At 73.6% G+C, this 16,973-nt stretch carries 15 protein-coding genes; 6 read left to right on the top strand and 9 right to left on the bottom strand.

The genetic code is table 11. The annotated features are described in order from the left end of the window. Positions 1–90: 90 nt before the first annotated feature. The 4 genes from ACGFSH_RS29775 (at position 91) to ACGFSH_RS29790 (ending at position 4,696) form a co-directional block, all read left to right on the top strand. Positions 91–762: a succinate dehydrogenase gene (locus ACGFSH_RS29775; protein WP_393353906.1), complete on the top strand. Its 672-nt coding sequence runs from the start codon at positions 91–93 to the stop codon at positions 760–762. Then, complete coding sequence (locus ACGFSH_RS29780) at positions 763–2,712, top strand: fumarate reductase/succinate dehydrogenase flavoprotein subunit (protein ID WP_393353833.1); 1,950 nt, start codon at positions 763–765, stop codon at positions 2,710–2,712. Continuing rightward, positions 2,709–3,458 carry a succinate dehydrogenase/fumarate reductase iron-sulfur subunit gene (locus tag ACGFSH_RS29785; RefSeq protein WP_393353835.1) on the top strand — a complete coding sequence of 250 codons (750 nt, stop codon included), beginning with the start codon at positions 2,709–2,711 and terminating at the stop codon, positions 3,456–3,458. Before ACGFSH_RS29780 ends, ACGFSH_RS29785 begins: the two co-directional genes overlap by 4 nt. Before the next feature lie 149 nt (positions 3,459–3,607). Further along, on the top strand, positions 3,608–4,696 hold the full coding sequence (locus ACGFSH_RS29790) for an NAD-dependent epimerase/dehydratase family protein (RefSeq protein ID WP_393353837.1): 1,089 nt from the start codon (positions 3,608–3,610) through the stop codon (positions 4,694–4,696). Here ACGFSH_RS29790 and ACGFSH_RS29795 read toward each other — a convergent pair. Both ACGFSH_RS29795 and ACGFSH_RS29800 read right to left on the bottom strand, forming a co-directional pair. Next, positions 4,660–7,032: an ATP-binding cassette domain-containing protein gene (locus ACGFSH_RS29795; RefSeq protein WP_393353839.1), complete on the bottom strand. Its 2,373-nt coding sequence runs from the start codon at positions 7,030–7,032 to the stop codon at positions 4,660–4,662. The genes ACGFSH_RS29790 and ACGFSH_RS29795 overlap by 37 nt on opposite strands. A gap of 108 nt (positions 7,033–7,140) precedes the next feature. Then, complete coding sequence (locus ACGFSH_RS29800) at positions 7,141–8,235, bottom strand: LLM class flavin-dependent oxidoreductase (RefSeq protein WP_393353841.1); 1,095 nt, start codon at positions 8,233–8,235, stop codon at positions 7,141–7,143. Between the two features lie 54 nt (positions 8,236–8,289). On the opposite strand from ACGFSH_RS29800, the gene ACGFSH_RS29805 reads away from it, so the two are divergent. Beyond that, the gene (locus ACGFSH_RS29805) at positions 8,290–8,781 is read left to right on the top strand and encodes an HAD family acid phosphatase (protein ID WP_393353843.1); all 492 of its coding nucleotides are present in this window, start codon (positions 8,290–8,292) and stop codon (positions 8,779–8,781) included. A 74-nt stretch (positions 8,782–8,855) separates the two neighbouring features. Here the strand turns inward: ACGFSH_RS29805 and ACGFSH_RS29810 are convergent, their stop codons facing one another. Then, positions 8,856–9,071: a dodecin gene (locus ACGFSH_RS29810; protein ID WP_069768851.1), complete on the bottom strand. Its 216-nt coding sequence runs from the start codon at positions 9,069–9,071 to the stop codon at positions 8,856–8,858. 241 nt (positions 9,072–9,312) lie between these two features. Between ACGFSH_RS29810 and ACGFSH_RS29815 the strand changes: the two genes are divergently transcribed. Beyond that, a complete protein-coding gene (locus ACGFSH_RS29815; RefSeq protein WP_393353845.1) occupies positions 9,313–10,575 on the top strand; it encodes an extracellular solute-binding protein in 1,263 nt (420 codons plus the stop codon). A 48-nt stretch (positions 10,576–10,623) separates the two neighbouring features. Here the strand turns inward: ACGFSH_RS29815 and egtD are convergent, their stop codons facing one another. The 6 genes from egtD to ACGFSH_RS29845 form a co-directional block, all read right to left on the bottom strand. After that, positions 10,624–11,586 (bottom strand): L-histidine N(alpha)-methyltransferase, encoded by a 963-nt coding sequence (gene egtD / locus ACGFSH_RS29820; RefSeq protein ID WP_393353847.1) that lies wholly within the window; start codon positions 11,584–11,586, stop codon positions 10,624–10,626. Then, complete coding sequence (egtC, locus tag ACGFSH_RS29825) at positions 11,583–12,374, bottom strand: ergothioneine biosynthesis protein EgtC (RefSeq protein ID WP_393353849.1); 792 nt, start codon at positions 12,372–12,374, stop codon at positions 11,583–11,585. The genes egtD and egtC overlap by 4 nt, the downstream gene beginning before the upstream one ends. After that, entirely contained in the window at positions 12,374–13,762 is a 1,389-nt protein-coding gene (gene egtB, locus ACGFSH_RS29830) for an ergothioneine biosynthesis protein EgtB (protein WP_393353851.1), read from the bottom strand. The genes egtC and egtB overlap by 1 nt, the downstream gene beginning before the upstream one ends. Next, a complete protein-coding gene (egtA, locus tag ACGFSH_RS29835; RefSeq protein WP_393353853.1) occupies positions 13,759–15,060 on the bottom strand; it encodes an ergothioneine biosynthesis glutamate--cysteine ligase EgtA in 1,302 nt (433 codons plus the stop codon). The genes egtB and egtA overlap by 4 nt, the downstream gene beginning before the upstream one ends. A gap of 558 nt (positions 15,061–15,618) precedes the next feature. After that, positions 15,619–16,083 carry a hypothetical protein gene (locus tag ACGFSH_RS29840; RefSeq protein ID WP_393353855.1) on the bottom strand — a complete coding sequence of 155 codons (465 nt, stop codon included), beginning with the start codon at positions 16,081–16,083 and terminating at the stop codon, positions 15,619–15,621. A 183-nt stretch (positions 16,084–16,266) separates the two neighbouring features. Further along, positions 16,267–16,713 (bottom strand): type II toxin-antitoxin system PemK/MazF family toxin, encoded by a 447-nt coding sequence (locus ACGFSH_RS29845; protein WP_393353857.1) that lies wholly within the window; start codon positions 16,711–16,713, stop codon positions 16,267–16,269. Between the last annotated feature and the right edge of the window lie 260 nt (positions 16,714–16,973).

Here is a 16,973-nt window from a genome sequence, read left to right on the forward strand (position 1 = left end):
CGAGCCGGACCATGTCTTGGACCGATGAGGGGCGGGGGCCCTAGCGTCAGAGGCATGGCTCTGGCAACGCGGACGGACCGACGGTCGTCCATGGCGCGCACCGTGTGGAACTCCACCGTCGGCAAGAAGACCGTGATGGCCGTCAGCGGCCTGATCATGCTGCTGTACCTCGTCGTCCACATGATCGGCAACCTGAAGATCTTCTTCGGGCCGGGCGAGTTCGACCACTACGCGCACTGGCTGCGCACCGTGGGCGAGCCGTTCATGCACTACGAGTGGACGCTCTGGCTGATCCGGGTCGTGCTGGTCGCCGCGGTCGTCGCGCACGCCGTCTGCGCCTACCAGCTCAGCCGCCGCGACCTCAGGGCCCGCCCCGACAGGTACGTGCACCGCAAGGCGCGCGCGAGCTACGCCACGCGCACCATGCGCTGGGGCGGCGTCATCCTCGCCCTGTTCATCGTCTGGCACATCCTCGACCTGACGACCGGCACCGTGCACAGCGGCGGCTTCCAGGAGGGCCACCCGTACCAGAACGTCGTGGACACCTTCTCCACCTGGTACGGCAACGTCGTCTACATCGTCGCGATGCTCGCCCTCGGCCTGCACGTCCGGCACGGCTTCTGGAGCGCCGCCCAGACCCTCGGCGCCGGCAGCCGCACCCGCGACCGCGCCCTGAAGGCCACGGCCGACGTCCTCGCCCTCCTGCTCACGGCCGGTTTCATCGCCGTCCCCGTGGCCGTCATGACCGAAGTGGTGAGCTGAATGACCGACTTCACCGACTACACCACCGGCGAACCCCTTGCCGACGCCAAGGCGCCCGACGGGCCGATCGCCGAACGCTGGGACCGGCGCCGCTTCGAGGCGAAGCTGGTCAACCCCGCCAACCGGCGCAAGCACACGGTGATCGTGGTGGGCACCGGCCTGGCCGGCGGATCCGCGGGCGCCACGCTCGCCGAACAGGGCTACCACGTCGTCCAGTTCTGCTACCAGGACTCCCCGCGCCGCGCCCACTCCATCGCCGCGCAGGGCGGCATCAACGCGGCCAAGAACTACCGCAACGACGGCGACTCCGTCCACCGTCTGTTCTACGACACCGTCAAGGGCGGCGACTTCCGGGCCCGGGAGTCGAACGTGCACCGCCTCGCGCAGATCTCCGTCGAGATCATCGACCAGTGCGTCGCCCAGGGCGTGCCGTTCGCCCGCGAGTACGGCGGGCTCCTCGACACCCGCTCCTTCGGCGGCGTGCAGGTCTCGCGCACCTTCTACGCCCGCGGCCAGACCGGCCAGCAACTGCTGCTCGGCGCCTATCAGGCCCTCAGCAGGCAGATCGCCGCCGGCAACGTGGAGATGCACCCGCGGACCGAGATGCTCGACCTGATCGTCGTCGACGGGCGGGCGCGCGGGATCGTGGCCCGCGACCTGATCACGGGGAGGATCGACACCTACTTCGCGGACGCCGTCGTCCTCGCCACCGGCGGCTACGGCAACGTCTTCCACCTGTCGACCAACGCGATGAACTCCAACGCCACCGCGATCTGGCGGGCGCACCGGCGCGGCGCGTACTTCGCGAACCCGTGCTTCACCCAGATCCACCCCACCTGCATCCCGCGCACCGGCGACCATCAGTCCAAGCTGACGCTGATGAGCGAGTCGCTGCGCAACGACGGCCGGATCTGGGTGCCGAAGACCAAGGGCGACGACCGGCCGCCGAACGACATCCCCGAGGACGAGCGCGACTACTACCTGGAGCGGATCTACCCCTCGTTCGGCAACCTCGTCCCCCGCGACATCGCCTCCCGCGCCGCGAAGAACGTCTGCGACGAGGGACGCGGGGTCGGCCCCGGCGGACAGGGCGTCTACCTCGACTTCGCCGACGCCGTCGAGCGGATGGGGCGCGAGGCGGTCGAGGCCAGGTACGGCAACCTCTTCGACATGTACCAGCGGATCACCGACGAGGATCCGTACGACGTCCCGATGCGGATCTACCCGGCCGTGCACTACACGATGGGCGGGCTGTGGGTCGACTACGACCTCCAGACCACCGTCCCCGGCCTGTTCGCGATCGGCGAGGCCAACTTCTCCGACCACGGCGCCAACCGGCTCGGGGCGAGCGCCCTGATGCAGGGCCTGGCCGACGGGTACTTCGTGCTGCCGGCCACCGTCAACGACTACCTCGCCCGCAACCCCGACCAGGGCGAGGTGAGTGCCGGGCATCCCGTCGTCCAGGAGGTGCTGGCCGACACCCAGGACCGGCTGCACCTGCTCCTGTCCGTCGACGGCGACCGGACCCCCGACTCCTTCCACCGCGAACTGGGCGAAGTGATGTGGGAGTTCTGCGGAATGGCCCGCACGGACGCCGGGCTGCGCAAGGCCCTGCGGCGCATCCCGCAGATCCGCGAGGAGTTCTGGCGGCGCATCAAGGTGCCCGGCACGGGCGAGGAGTTCAACCAGTCCCTGGAGAAGGCCAACCGCATCGTCGACTACCTCGAACTCGCCGAGCTGATGTGCCTCGACGCACTGCACCGCGCCGAGTCCTGCGGCGGCCACTTCCGCGAGGAGTCCCAGACCCCGGACGGCGAGGCGGCCCGCCGCGACGACGCCTTCGCCTACGCGGCCGCCTGGGAGTTCACCGGCGCCGGCGAGCCGCCCGTCCTGCACCGGGAAGACCTGGTGTTCGAGTACGTCCATCCCACTCAGCGGAGCTACGCATGAAGCTCACCCTGCGCGTGTGGCGGCAGCGCGCCGCCGACGCCGACGGCGCCATGGCCACCTACGAGGTGGACGGCATCTCGCCCGACATGTCCTTCCTGGAGATGCTCGACACCCTCAACGAGGACCTCATCCTGCGCGGTGAGGACCCGGTCGCCTTCGACCACGACTGCCGCGAGGGCATCTGCGGCGCGTGCTCGCTCGTCATCAACGGCGACGCCCACGGCCCCGAACGCACCACCGCCTGCCAACTGCACATGCGGTCCTTCCGCGACGGCGACACCGTCGACGTCGAACCGTGGCGGGCCGCCGCCTTCCCGGTCGTCAAGGACCTGGTGGTCGACCGGTCGGCGTTCGACCGCATCATCCAGGCCGGTGGCTACATCAGCGCCCCCACCGGCGCCGCCCCGGAGGCGCACGCAGCCCCCGTGCCCAAGCCCGACGCCGACCTCGCCTTCGAGCACGCCGAGTGCATCGGATGCGGGGCCTGCGTCGCCGCCTGCCCCAACGGCGCGGCGATGCTGTTCACCTCCGCCAAGATCAATCACCTCAACGTGCTGCCGCAGGGCGCGCCGGAACGGGAGACCCGGGTCCTGGACATGGTCGCGCAGATGGACGAGGAGGGATTCGGCGGCTGCACCCTCGCCGGGGAGTGCGCGACGGCCTGCCCCAAGGGCATCCCGCTGACGTCCATCACCGGCATGAACCGGGAGTGGCTGCGCGCCACGCGCAAGGCGGCCAAGCGGTAGGGCGGCCGAGAAGAACGTTCGCCGAACAGCGCGGACGGGCGGGACCGGGAGTGGTGCTCATCCCCGGTCCCGTCTGGCACACGGCGACGAGGGGGAGTCGGCCGCACCGGGTGGCATCATGACGCTTCCGAACTCCGAGGGGAGCGCGCGTGAACGCAAGCCCGGCCGGCCGGACGGTCCTGGTGACGGGAGGCAGCGGCTTCGTCGCCGCCCATCTCGTCCGGCGACTCCTGATACGCGGTCACCGCGTACACACCACCGTCCGACCCACGGCGAACCCGGCCAAACTCCGGCCGCTGCGCGCCCTCCAGGACGCCCACCCCGGCCGCCTCGGCCTGTACGAGGCCGACCTGCTGGCGGACGGCTCCTTCGACGAGGCGGCGAAGGGCTGCTCGGTGGTCTTCCACGTGGCGTCGCCGTTCCTGATGCCGGAGAAGATCAAGGACGGCCGGCGCGACGTCGTGGAACCGGCCCTGCGCGGGACCCGGCACGTGGTGGACGCCGTGAACCGCACCCCGACGGTCGAGCGCCTCGTCCTCACCTCCACCGTCGGCGCGATCTTCGGCGACTACGCCGACGTCCGCCAGATGGACGGACAGGTGCTGTCCGAGCGGTACTTCAACACCACCAGCACGGTGGAGAACAACCCCTACCACTACGCCAAGACGGTCGCCGAGAAGACGGCGTGGGAGGCCGAGGCGGCCCAGGACCGCTGGCGCATGGTCGCCGTCAACCCCGGACTCGTCCTCGGCCCCTCCCTCACCCCCGCCTCCGACTCGGGCAGCCTGTTCCTGCTCGACGAGCTGTTCAAGGGCTACTTCTTCTACGGCGCACCCGACTTCAGCTTCACCACGGCCGACGTGCGCGACGTCGCGGAGGCCCACATCGCGGCGGCGGAACGGCCCGAGGCGCACGGCCGCTACATCGTCGCCGCGCCGGAGATGACCTCCTTCCACGACATGGCGGCGATCCTGCGCAGGCACCACCCGGGCGACCGGCGGCTGCCGCGCACCGCGCTCCCGCACTGGCCCGTGCGCCTCCTCGGCCCCGCCTTCGGCCTCTCCCAGACCTACATCCGCAACCACCTGGGCATCCGCTTCCCGGTCGACAACCGCAGGAGCGTCGAGGAACTGGGCCTCGTCTACCGTCCGGTCGAGGAGACCCTCGTCGACCACTACCGGTCCTGGCGCGAGCAGCGCGCTCAGGGCCGCCGGGGAGCCGACGCGCGGGCCAGATAGGGCGCCGTCGCGCTGCCGGGCGCCCGCGCCGCCTCGGCCGGCGTCCCCGCCGCCACGACGCGCCCGCCCGCGTCGCCGCCGCCGGGACCGAGGTCGATCACCCAGTCCGCGCCCGCCACCACCGCCATGTCGTGCTCCACCACGACCACGGTGTTCCCGGCGTCCACCAGGGCGTGCAGCTCGCGCATCAGGACCTCGACGTCGGCCGGGTGCAGCCCCGTCGTCGGTTCGTCGAGCAGATAGAGGGTGTGACCGCGGCGGGCCCGCTGCAACTCGTTGGCCAGCTTGACGCGCTGCGCCTCGCCGCCGGACAGCTCCGTCGCCGGCTGGCCGAGACGCAGATACCCCAGACCGACGTCGAGCAGGGCGGCCAGGCTCCGGGAGACCGCCGGGGTGTCGGCGAAGAAGCCGGCCGCCGCCTCCACGGTCAGGTCCAGCACCTGGGCGATGTCACGGCCCCGGTACGTCACTTCCCGGGTCTGCGGGTTGTAGCGGGCCCCGCCGCAGTCCGGGCACGGCGCATACGTGCTGGGCAGGAAGAGCAGCTCGACGCTCACGAACCCCTCGCCCTGACAGGTCTCGCAGCGGCCGCCCGCCACGTTGAAGGAGAAACGGCCCGCGCCGAATCCCCGGGCGCGCGCCGCGTCCGTCCGCGCGAACACCTTGCGCACGACGTCGAACAGGCCCGTGTACGTGGCCAGGTTGGAACGCGGGGTGCGCCCGATCGGCTTCTGGTCGACCGAGACCAGCCGGCCCACGCCGGGCAGCCCCTCGGCGATCTCCCCGACGAGCGTGGACTTCCCCGACCCCGAGACGCCCGTCACCGCGGTGAACACGCCCAGCGGGAAACGGGCCGTCACCCCGCGCAGGTTGTGCCGGGTCACCGGGCCGACCTCCAGCCAGCCCCGGGCCGCGCGGACCTCGCGCGCCGGCGCCGGGGCGCGGCCGAAGAGGTGGCGTGCCGTCGCCGAGTCCTCCACCGACGCCAGGTCCGCCACCGGGCCGCTGTGCAGCACCCGCCCGCCGTGCTCGCCCGCCCTCGGACCCACGTCCACCAGCCAGTCGGCGGCACGCATCACGTCCAGCTGGTGCTCGACGACGAACACCGAGTTGCCCGCCGCCTTCAGCCGCCGCAACACCGTGAGCAGGGCGCGGGTGTCCGCCGGGTGCAGCCCCGCCGACGGCTCGTCGAGCACGTACACCACCCCGAACAGTCCGGAGCGCAGCTGGGTGGCGAGCCGCAGCCGCTGCAACTCGCCCGCGGAGAGCGTCGGCGCGGCGCGGTCCAGGGAGAGGTAGCCCAGGCCGAGTTCGACGACCGGGGCGACACGGGAGCGCAGATCCGCGGTCAGGACGCGTGCCGCCTCCGAACCGCCGTCGGGCAGCCGGGCCAGCTCGGCCAGCGGGAGGGCGGCCGTGTCCGCGATCGTCCGGCCCGCGAAGGTCACGGCGAGGGCCTCGGGCCGCAGCCGGGCGCCGCCGCAGGCCGGGCAGGGCGCGGAGGTCAGGAACCGCTCCGCCCTGGCCCGCAGGGCCGCGCTGCGGGAGTCGGCGAAGGTCTTCATCACATAGCGGTGGGCGCTCATGTACGTGCCCTGGTAGGGGCGTTGGATGCGGTCGGCGTCGCGCACCGGGTGGACCGTCACCACCGGCTGTTCGTCCGTGAACAGGATCCACTCGCGCTGCGCGGCCGGGAGCTCGCGCCAGGGCACGTCGACGTCGTGACCGAGCGCGTCGAGGATGTCCCGCAGGTTCTTGCCCTGCCAGGCGCCGGGCCAGGCGGCGATCGCGCCCTCGCGGATCGACAGCGACGGGTCCGGGACCAGCGACTCCTCGGTGGCCCGGTGGACCCGGCCGAGCCCGTGGCATTCGGGGCAGGCACCGACCGCCGTGTTGGGCGAGAAGGAGTCGGAGTCGAGGCGCTCCGCGCCCGGCGGGTAGTCGCCGGCCCGGGAGAACAGCATGCGCAGCGAGTTCGACAGGTTGGTGACCGTGCCCACCGACGACCGTGAGGTGGGCGCCGACCGGCGCTGCTGGAGGGAGACCGCCGGGGGCAGTCCGGTGATCTCGTCGACGTCGGGCGCGCCGACCTGGTGGATCAGCCGGCGCGCGTAGGGCGCGACCGACTCGAAGTACCGGCGCTGGGCCTCCGCGTAGATCGTCCCGAACGCGAGCGAGGACTTGCCCGAACCGGACATCCCGGTGAACACGGCCACCACGTCCCGCGGGACGTCGACGTCCACGTTCCGGAGATTGTGCTCGCGCGCGCCCCGCACGCAGACGTGCCCCGCCCGCACGGACGGGGCGGGGCCGGGCGGCTCGGAGGGGCTCGGCATGGGGAACTCCGGTGACGTCAGGGGCCGGTGGGGGCGGACAAACCCCGCAATCCTACGTTCGCCCTGGCGCGGCCCCCGGACCGACACCCGGCGCCCGCCGGCCGGCGGTCAGGCGTACGCGCCCGCGTCCGTGGCGGTGTCGGAGTCGCCGGGGGGAGGGGGTCCGGCGACGGAGCCGGCGGTGGCGGCCGGGGCGCCGGAGCGGGCCGCGTCCACGATCGCCGCGAGCCGCCGGTAGGAGTCCACCAGGGCCGCACGGTCGTAGGTGCTGGTGGTGACGAGGACCTCCTGCGCCCCCGTCTCGTTCAGCACCGTCTCCAGCTCGCGGGCGACCTGCTCCTCGGTGCCCGCGAGCTGCCCGGCGAGACCGGACTCGTAGAAGCCGCGTTCCCTCGCGGTCATGGTCCGGTTCGCGGCCTGCTCGGCGGGCGGCAGCGGCGGGAAGACGCCGTGGGTGCGCGAGTACGCCATCGACCAGGCCTCCGGCACCAGCAGCCGGTGCGCCGCCTCGGCCGTGGGCGCCACGGCGATCGTCCCGGAGACGACCACGTACGGTTCCGCCGCCCAGGCCGAGGGCCGGAAGCGGGCCCGGTAGCGGTCGACGCCGCGCCGCATCCGCTCCCGGTCGCGCAGGTCGCCGATGACCATCGGCAGTCCCGCTCGCGCGGCGATGTCCGCACCCTCGCCCATCGCCAGCACGAACGGCGGCACGCTCAGCCCCCGCGCCGGGTACGCGTGCGCTCCGGCGGGGGAGGGGCCCCGGAACCAGCCGAGAAGTTCCTCCAGCTGGGCGGCGAAGTCGTCGGCGTCGCCCTTGTCGTGGCCGAGCGCCCGGCGCACCCCGTCGGTGAAGCCCACCGAGCGGCCGAGGCCCATGTCGACGCGGCCGGGGAACAGCGACTCCAGGACGCCGAACTGCTCGGCCACGACCAGCGGCCGGTGGTTGGGCAGCATCACCCCGCCGGTGCCCACCCGGATCGTGCGCGTGGCCCCGGCCACGGCGGCGGCGAGCACGGTGGGCGCCGAGCCCGCCACCCCGGGCACGCCGTGGTGCTCGGAGACCCAGAACCGGTGGTAGCCGAGGCGCTCGGCCTCCCTCGCCAGCGCCACCGTGTCCCGCAGCGCCTCGGCGCCGGTGTGCCCCTCGCGCACGCGCGAGCGGTCGAGGACGGAGAAGCGGGCGGAGGCGATCGCGGAACTCATACCCTGTTCAACGCCTGCGGGCCGGGAGGATTCCTGGCCGCTTAGGGTGGGGCCGTGACCGACAGCAGCGGACGGCCCCTCGCCGTGTTCGACCTGGACAACACCCTCGCCGACACGGCCCACCGGCAGCGGTTCCTGGAGCGCAGGCCGCGCGACTGGGACGCGTTCTTCGCGGCCGCGCCGCAGGACCCGCCGATCCCGGAGGGCGTCGCGCTGGCCCTCGCGAGCGCGCGGGAGTGCGAGGTCGTCTACCTCACCGGCCGGCCCGAGCGCTGCCGTCGGGACACCGTGGAGTGGCTCGCCGCGCAGGGGCTCCCGGACGGGCGCCTGCACATGCGGCGCAACGACGACCGCAGGCCCGCGCGCCGCACCAAGCTGGAGGTCCTGCGCAGGCTCGCCCGCGACCGGGACGTCCAGGTCCTCGTGGACGACGACGAGCTGGTGTGCGACGACGCCGAACGCGCCGGGTTCACCGTCGTCAGGGCCCGCTGGACCGCCCCGTCGGGCGCGCTGCGGCAGGCCCAGGAGGGCGAAGGCCGCACGTGAGGCGGCCGGGCGCGAGCATTGCGCGCCCGGCGTCCGCGCCCGGCCGCCCGGCCGGTGTCCGGTCCGTCGTCCGGTCAGTCCGACTCGTCGAGACGGAAGCCCACCTTCAGGCCCACCTGCCAGTGCGCGATGTCGCCGTTCTCGATCTGGCCGCGCACCTGGGTGACCTCGAACCAGTCCAGGTTGCGCAGGGTCCGCGAGGCGCGGGCGAGGCCGTTGCGGACGGCCGCGTCGACGCCGTCGGGCGAGGTGCCGACGATCTCCGTGACCCGGTAGGTGTGGTTCGACATCAGGGTGCTCCTCTCGGCCGGGACGGCGTCGCATCGGCGTCGTCCCATGTGTCACGCGTCACTCCACCGTGCCCCAAGCTGCGGCGCTGCGCGAGACGTCGGACGCGCCGGCCCGATCCCCCGGGTGCCCTCTTGACCCCTCGCATTGGTCCATACCAAAATCCTGGACACCCGCACGAGCCCCGCGCTCGTCCCCCACGCCGGGCCCCTCGCCCTGTCCGTCAGACAGAACAGGACCCCCGTGAGACGTCGTCGCCTGCTCGCCCTGCTGTGCGTGTCCGCCTTCCTGCTGACCGGCTGCGGGGCGCTGCCCGGGACCGGGGGCGCCGACCGCAGCACGGTCACCGTGTGGCTGATGAAGGACAGCGCCTCACCGGAGTTCCTGGACCGCTTCACCGAGGACTTCGAGGACGCCCACCCCGACCTCGAACTCCGCATCCTCATCCAGGAATGGACCGGCATCGGCGCCAAGGTGCAGGCCGCCCTCAAGGCGGACGACCCCGGTTCGCCGGACGTCATCGAGGTCGGCAACACCCAGGTCCCGCAGTACGTCGAGGGACGCGGACTGCTCGACCTGACCCTGGAGTCCGCCACCAGGTGGGGGCGCGACGACTGGCTGCCCGGCCTCGCCGAGCCGGGCCGTGAGCGCTTCCACCAGTACGGCATCCCCTGGTACGCGGCCAACCGGGTGGTGATCTACCGCAAGGACCTCTTCGCACGGGCCGGCGTCACCGCACCGCCCCGCACCCGCGCCGAGTGGCTCGCCGCCACCGAGAAGCTGAACAAGGGCGGTGACCAGGGCATCTACCTGGCCGGGCAGGACTGGTACACGCTGGCCGGGTTCGTCTGGGACGAGGGCGGCGACCTCGCCACGGAGAGCGGCGGCCGCTGGGAGGGCGCCCTCGACACGCCCGCCGCCCTGCGCGGGATGGACTTCTACCGCCGGCTCCAGTCGCTCGGCGGCGGGCCCGTCGGGGCCGACGAGGAACATCCGCCGCAGGCAGGGGTGTTCGCGCGCGGAAAGGTCGCGCAGATCGTGGCCGTGCCCGGACTCGCCCGCACCGTGCTGGAGCAGAACCCCGCCCTGCGCGACCGGCTGGGCTTCTTCCCCGTTCCGGGCAGGACCGCGGGACGGCCGGGCGCCGTCTTCACCGGCGGCTCCGACCTCGTCGTCCCCCGCAACACCGACGTGCGCGAGGGCGCCGTCGCGGTGGTCTCCGCGCTGACCGGCGCCCGGTGGGACACCGAGCTGGCCCGCACCATGAACTACGTGCCGAACAAGGCGAAACTGGCGAAGGCCGTCGCCGGCGAGGAGGGGGTCGCGGCCATGGCGGCGGGTGCCGCACAGGGACGCGCGACCCCCAGCACGCCCGAATGGGCGGCCGTCGAGGCGGACAACCCCATCAAGGGCTACATGACGAAGGTCCTCACCGGCTCCGACCCGGCGACCGAGGCGCGCCGCGCCTCGCACCGCATCTCCGAGGCGCTGACGGTCACCTACTGACGGCACGCGGCAGGCGGTGCGCGAGTGGGCGCACCGCCTGCCGCACGATCACCGCACGGTGGACGACGACAGGGCGAAACGTCCCGCGCGATCGGTCCACCAGTGCGTCAGCTCCAGCCCCGCGGCGGCCAGTTCGGCGCGTACTCCCTCCTCCCGGAACTTCGCCGACACCTCGGTGCGCAGTTCCTCGCCGGCCGCGAAGTCGACCGCCAGATCGAGCGCGGGCACCTTCACGGTCTGCGCTGTCCGCGAGCGCAGCCGCATCTCGATCCATTCGTCGTGCGGATTCCACAGCGCGACGTGGTCGAAGGCCCCGGCGTCGAAGTCGGCCCCCAGCTCGCGGTTGACCACGGCCAGGACGTTCTTGTTGAACGCGGCGGTCACCCCGGCCGCGTCGTCGTACGCGGGGACCAGGATCCGCTCGTCCTTGACGAGGTCCGTGCCGAGCAGCAGCGTGTCGCCCGGCGCGAGCATCGCGCGCACCGAGGCCAGGAACACCGACCGCTCGGCGGGCAGCAGGTTGCCGATCGTGCCGCCGAGGAAGGCGAGCAGCCGGGGCCCCGGGGTGTCGGGCAGCGTCAGGCCCGCCGTGAAGTCGGCGATCAGCGCGTGCACGTTCAGCCCGGGCCGTTCGGCGGCCAGCGCCCGCCCGGCCTGGCTGAGCGCGCTCTCGCTGACGTCGACGGGCACATAGGTGTCCAGGCCGGTCAGGGCGTCGAGGAGATGGCGGGTCTTCTCCGAGGAGCCCGAGCCGAGTTCGACGAGGGTGCGGGCGCGGGCCGCCGCGGCGATCTCGCCGGAGCGGTCCACGAGGATCTCGCGCTCGGCGCGCGTCGGGTAGTACTCGGGCAGTTCGGTGATCCGCTCGAACAGGTCGCTGCCGTGCGCGTCGTAGAACCACTTGGGCGGCAGCGTCTTGGGGGTGGCGGTGAGGCCGCGCAGGACGTCGTCGCGCAGGGCGGCGTCCGTGGCGTCCACGGGGAGGGTACGGGTGATCTGGAACGGGCTCACGTGCCGGTCTCCTCGAGTGGTGCGGATGCCGCGTCCGGGCTCTGGTCCTTGAGCGGGGTGAGCAGGACGTCGGCGCGGCTCGCCACGAGCAGGGTGCGGTCCGGGACCTCCTGCCAGCGCGGATCGTCGTCGTACGGTTCGGAGGCCACGACCGTGCGCGGGCCGGGCCCCGTCAGGTACCACAGGGTGTCGCCCCAGGCGGTGGCGGCGATGGTGGCGCCGTCGGTGAGCAGCAGGTTCAGGCGTGATCCGGGAGCCGCCTCGGCGACCTCCAGGACCGTGTCCGCCAGCGCCTGGCCCTCGGTGTCGCCGGCGCGCAGCCGGGCCAGCACCAGCGCCCACACGAAGGCCGAGTCGTTGCGGGCCTCCATCGACAGCAGCGCCGAGGCGGGCAGCGTCCCGGCGAGCGGATCCAGCGAGCCCGGCCAGCCGGCCACCGCCCCGTTGTGGCTGAACAGCCGGCCGTCGGCCGCGTAGGGCGCAGCGGCGGCCTCGGCGTCGGCGCCGGCCAGGGTGGCGTCGCGTACGGCCGCCAGCAGCGCCCGGCTGCGCACCACGCGCGCCAGGTCGGCGAAGGACAGGTCCGCCCAGATGGGCCCGGCCCTGCGGTAGCGGGCCGGCTCCGGGTCGCCGTCGGCGTACCAGCCCACCCCGAAGCCGTCGGCGTTGACCGTTCCGTACCGCTGCCGCCGGGGCGCCCACGACTGGCGGTACAGGGCGTGTCCAGGCTCCGTCAGGAGCCGTCCCAGCGGCTCCTCGGGCCCCAGATAGGCCAGGTGGCGGCACATCAGACGGCCTCCGAGCGGGCCGTGCGGAACCCGGAGAAGATCTGCCGGCGGATCGGGTAGTCCCAGTTGCGGAAGGTGCCGCGGCAGGCCACCTGGTCGACGGCGAAGGAACCGCCGCGCAGCACCTTGTACCCGGGCCCGAAGAACACCTCCGAGTACTCCTTGTACGGGAACGCCCGGAAGCCCGGGTAGGGCAGGAAATCGCTGGAGGTCCACTCCCAGACGTCCCCGATCAGCTGCCGTACGCCGAGCGGCGACTCGCCGGCCGGGTAGCTGCCCGCGGGCGCCGGCCGCAGGTGGCGCTGTCCGAGGTTGGCGTGCTCGGGACCGGGATCGGCGTCGCCCCACGGATAGCGCCTGGAGCCGCCGGTCGCGGGGTCGAAGCGGGCCGCCTTCTCCCACTCGGCCTCGGTGGGCAGCCGCCGCCCGGCCCAGCGGGCGTAGGCGTCGGCCTCGTACCAGCACACGTGCAGCACCGGCTCCTCGGGCGGCACGGCCTCGGTGGTCCCGAAGCGGCGGCGCAGCCACTGCCCGCCGTCGCGCCGCCAGAACAGCGGGGCGTGGATGCCGTGGCCGCGGATGTGCGCCCAGCCCTCCTTCGTCCACCAGCGTTCCTGCTCGTAGCCGCCGTCCTCGATGAACGCCCGGTAGGCGCCGTTGGTGACCGGGGCGGTGTCGATGCGGAACGGCGCGACCTCGCGGCGGTGGGCGGGCCGTTCGTTGTCCAGCGCCCAGGGCTCGTCGGAGACGCCCATGGTGAACGGGCCGCCCGGCACGAGGACTTCGGCCGGCCCGGTGGACAGCGGGGCGGGATCCGGGTCGGGGGCGGTCAGCGCCGGCGGACCCGTGCGGAGCTGATGGGTGATCAGCATGGTCTCGTCGTGCTGCTGTTCGTGCTGCGCGATCATCCCGAAGGCGAAGCCGGCCTCCGTCAGGCGGGTGCCGTGGAAGTCGGCCGTCTCCAGGACGTCCAGCACCCGGCCGCGTACCTCAGCCGCGTAAGCCCGGGCCTCGGCGGGCGGCAGCAGTGGCAGGGTGGGCCGTTCGGCGCGGGAGTGCTCGAAGGCGTCGTAGAGACCGTCGATCTCGGGGCGCATCGGCTCACGGCCGGCCACCGCGCGCAGCAGCCACAGTTCCTCCTGGTTGCCGATGTGGGCGAGGTCCCACACCAGCGGCGACATCAGGGGGGAGTGCTGGGCGGTGAGGTCGGGCTCCTCGACGCAGTCCGTCAGCAGCGTGGTGCGTTCGCGGGCGGTGGTGAGCGAGGCGAGCACCCGGGTGCGCAGGGTCTCCGCGTCCGGGGCGGCCCCGGCGCCAGGCGCGGCCTCGCCGCCCGGCGCGGGCTCGGTGTCCGGCGCGGGCTCGGTGTCCAGGGCGGGCTCGGTCATGGGCGGGGATCCTTCCCGTGCGCGCGGGCGTCGGCGCCGCGCAGGCGGTCGAGCTGGTCGTCGGCCGGGGTGCGGCCCGGCCGGACGTAGCGGTCGAGGTAGTCCGCCACGGCCGCCACGATGTCGTCGTCGGCGCCGATGCGCGGCAGCGCCCGCAGCGCGGTGGCGAAGCAGGCGACGGCGGTCTCGTGCAGCTCGGGGTCGGCCAGCCCGTGGCGGGCGGCGGCGGTCCACAGCGGGTTGTGCGGGGCGGGCAGCGGCCGGGCCCGCTCGGCGAGCGGCTTCACCGCGCGGTAGGCGATCTCGGCGGCCTCCGGGTCCTCGAACAGCGCCGTCGTCACCGCGAGGGGGACGATCCAGCCGTCCTCGCCGGGCTGGGCGTCGATCATGCGCAGTTCCAGGTGGCCGCGGGGTCTGACCGGCGGGAACAGGGTGCTGATGTGGTAGTCGAGGTCCTCGCGGGTGGGGGCGCCCGTGCGGGTCCACTCCCGGAAGGTGAGGCGTTCGGGCACGTCCCAGGGGGCGTCCTCGCGCCGTACACACATCACGGGCGAGTCCAGCACGTGCCGGGCCCACGAGGTGCGGGGGTCTCCGTCCAGGACGGGGCCGCCCGCGCGGCCGGCGCCGATCTCCATCCACAGCAGCTGCCGGGTGGAGCGCCAGCCGGTGGGCGCGCCGCCGAGCAGCGGGGAGTTGGCGAAGGCCGCCACCAGCACCGCGCCCAGCGTATGGGACAGCCACCAGCGCCGCCCGAGTCCCAGCGGACCGGGTTCCTCGTGGCCGGCGTCGAGACAGACCTGCACGGAGGCCGAGGCGCACATCATGGCGCGGCCGGCCGGACCGGTGCGGTCCAGGCAGGTCTCCATGGCGTCGTAGCGGGGTTCGCGCAGGAAGCGGCGCGGTGTCCGCCAGGGATCCGTGCCGCTCCCGGCGAGGGCGAGGTCGTGCTCGTCCAGGACCGCGCGGACGGCGGCGAGGTCGGCGGAGACGGTGCGTACGCACTCCGTCAGGGAGGCGGCCGGCAGCGAGCTCAGCTCCAGCTGGCCGCCGGGTTCGACGGTGAGCGGTGAGCTCAGCGGCACGGTGCGCAGTGCGGCGTACGCGGCGTTGAGCCGTTCGGGTGTGACGGGGAGCCGCGGCGAGCGCAGCTCGTGGACGAGCCATTCCAGTTCCACCCCGACGGCGCGGGGCGGGCCGGTCTTGAAGCAGATGCCCTTGACCAGCGCCTCCACCTCGGCTTCGGTGAGGGCGGTGCGGGGCTGTGCGGCGTCGGTACAGTCGCCGACCGAGTCGGACATGTCGGGATCCTCCTGAGATTCCACCATGCCACCGGTCCGGCCCCGGTGCGGGCCCGACCGGTATGGCTCGTTCCACCCAAGACCCTCGACCCGATCCGCACAAGGGTGCAGAACAGGACTTTCCGGACCGCGGATCTCGAACGGGCTGTCGTTTCCTCGACGGTTCCCCGGGGGTTCGCCGACCGTTCCCCGACCGCTCGCGGCCGGTTCCGACCTGCTTCCCGCACGTTCCCGTCGCATGCCTCGGCATCTCCCGGCACCGGAAAATCCCGTTGCACGCGATGTCCAGGATCGCTCACGATGCGTGCGTGGGCACGACGGGAACGTCGGACGCCACGACGGGGGAGGCGGGCGCGGCGCGATCGTGCGCGCGCGGCACGCTCATGGCGTCCACGGGGGTGGCGCCATGGGCGCACGGCCGCGGGGGCCGCGGGGGTCGCGCCGGACCCGCCGGAGGTGGTCCCGGCGGGCCGCTGCAACGCCTCGGCGTGTGCCAGGCGGCTCTGACCGCGGGCGCGAGGCGGCTCTGACCGCGGCGATCGGATCGGGCGGGTCGGCCTAGTCGATCGGCACGCAGATCGGCACCGGCAGCCGGGGCGTCCACTTCTGGGTGGTCCAGTCGTAGGCGCGGGCGTAGCCGTTGGCGGTGCCCGGCGCGCACGGGGAGGCGACCGTGGTCTCGACGTACACGGCTCCGCCCGGCGTGATGGGATGCGTCCGGGCGTACACGTTCTTGGCCCAGAAGACCTTGCCGTTGTTGAACTTGACGGCGACGTAGACGCGGCCGCCCACGGTGAAATCGCCCCCGCCGATCTTCAGATGGTGGTTGAACGTGTAGCTGAAGATGAACGGCTGCTGCGGGGCGCGGGTGAGGGCGGCGGGCGCGGCCCGCGGTGCGAGCGGCGCGGCGGGTGCGGCCGCGGCGAGGGGGGCGGCCCCGATGGTCGCGGCGACCGCGGCGGTGATCGCGGTCAGGCCGGCGCGTCGCAGGGCGGGGCGGGGGGAACGGCGGAGCGTGCGCATGACTGCTCCAAGCGGGGGTGCGGCGTGGGGATGCGCAGGACCCGGGTGCGCGGCTGCCCCTCCAGGGGGCGGATTTTCCTGCTCCGTCTCCACCCTAGGCCCGCTGCCGGACCCCCTCAACTCGCGGGCCGGCGGGGGCCCGGCGGGTCCGGGCCGCCCCCGCGCGGCCCGGCCGACGGACCCTCAGGTCCAGCCGTAGCGCTCGTGCAGCCGCTGCCGCACCAGGTTGAACCGCATCCGGTCCAGGGCGCACGCCTCGCGGCGCATGCCGTCCTCGTGCAGTCGCAGGACCCGGTCGACGTCCACCCAGGAGTCCCGGCCGGTCCGGTCCCACGGGCCGCTGCCGATCGCCACCCACTCGCGGTCGCCGTCGTGGCGCTTGCTGGAGAGCTGCACGGCGAGGAAGGTCCCGGCCGCCTCGCGGGCGACGACGAGCACCGGGCGGTCCTTGCCCCGGCCGTCGTTCTCCTCATAGGGGACCCAGGTCCAGACGATCTCGCCGGGGTCCGGGTCGCCGTCGTGCGCGGGGGAGTACTCGGTGCGCACCCGGCCGACCTCGCGCGGGTCGGCCTCGGCGGTGGCGGTGGGGCCGGAGCGGCCCGGAACGTCTGCATCGGTAAACGCGGTCACGGGAGGCACCCTAAGGGCTGCCCCCGAAGCGCGCTCCACCGGTGTCGTCCGACGCTCCGTCACCTGTGGCGCGGCCGGGCGCCGTCTGCGTGCGACGCTCCCCGGCCGGCGGCTTCCGCGACGGACCGCCGGTCCCGCCCGCGCGCCACCGGCAGGCCGGCGTCTACGCGCCGCGGTCGCCACAGGCGGCGCACGGGCGTCATCCCTTTCCTGCGCAAAGGATTGACGGGCCCCCGGGACCCCCCTACTTTCTGATCGAC

It is taken from the genome of Streptomyces sp. NPDC048481 (assembly GCF_043200075.1).
In the GTDB taxonomy this organism is placed as follows: domain Bacteria; phylum Actinomycetota; class Actinomycetes; order Streptomycetales; family Streptomycetaceae; genus Streptomyces.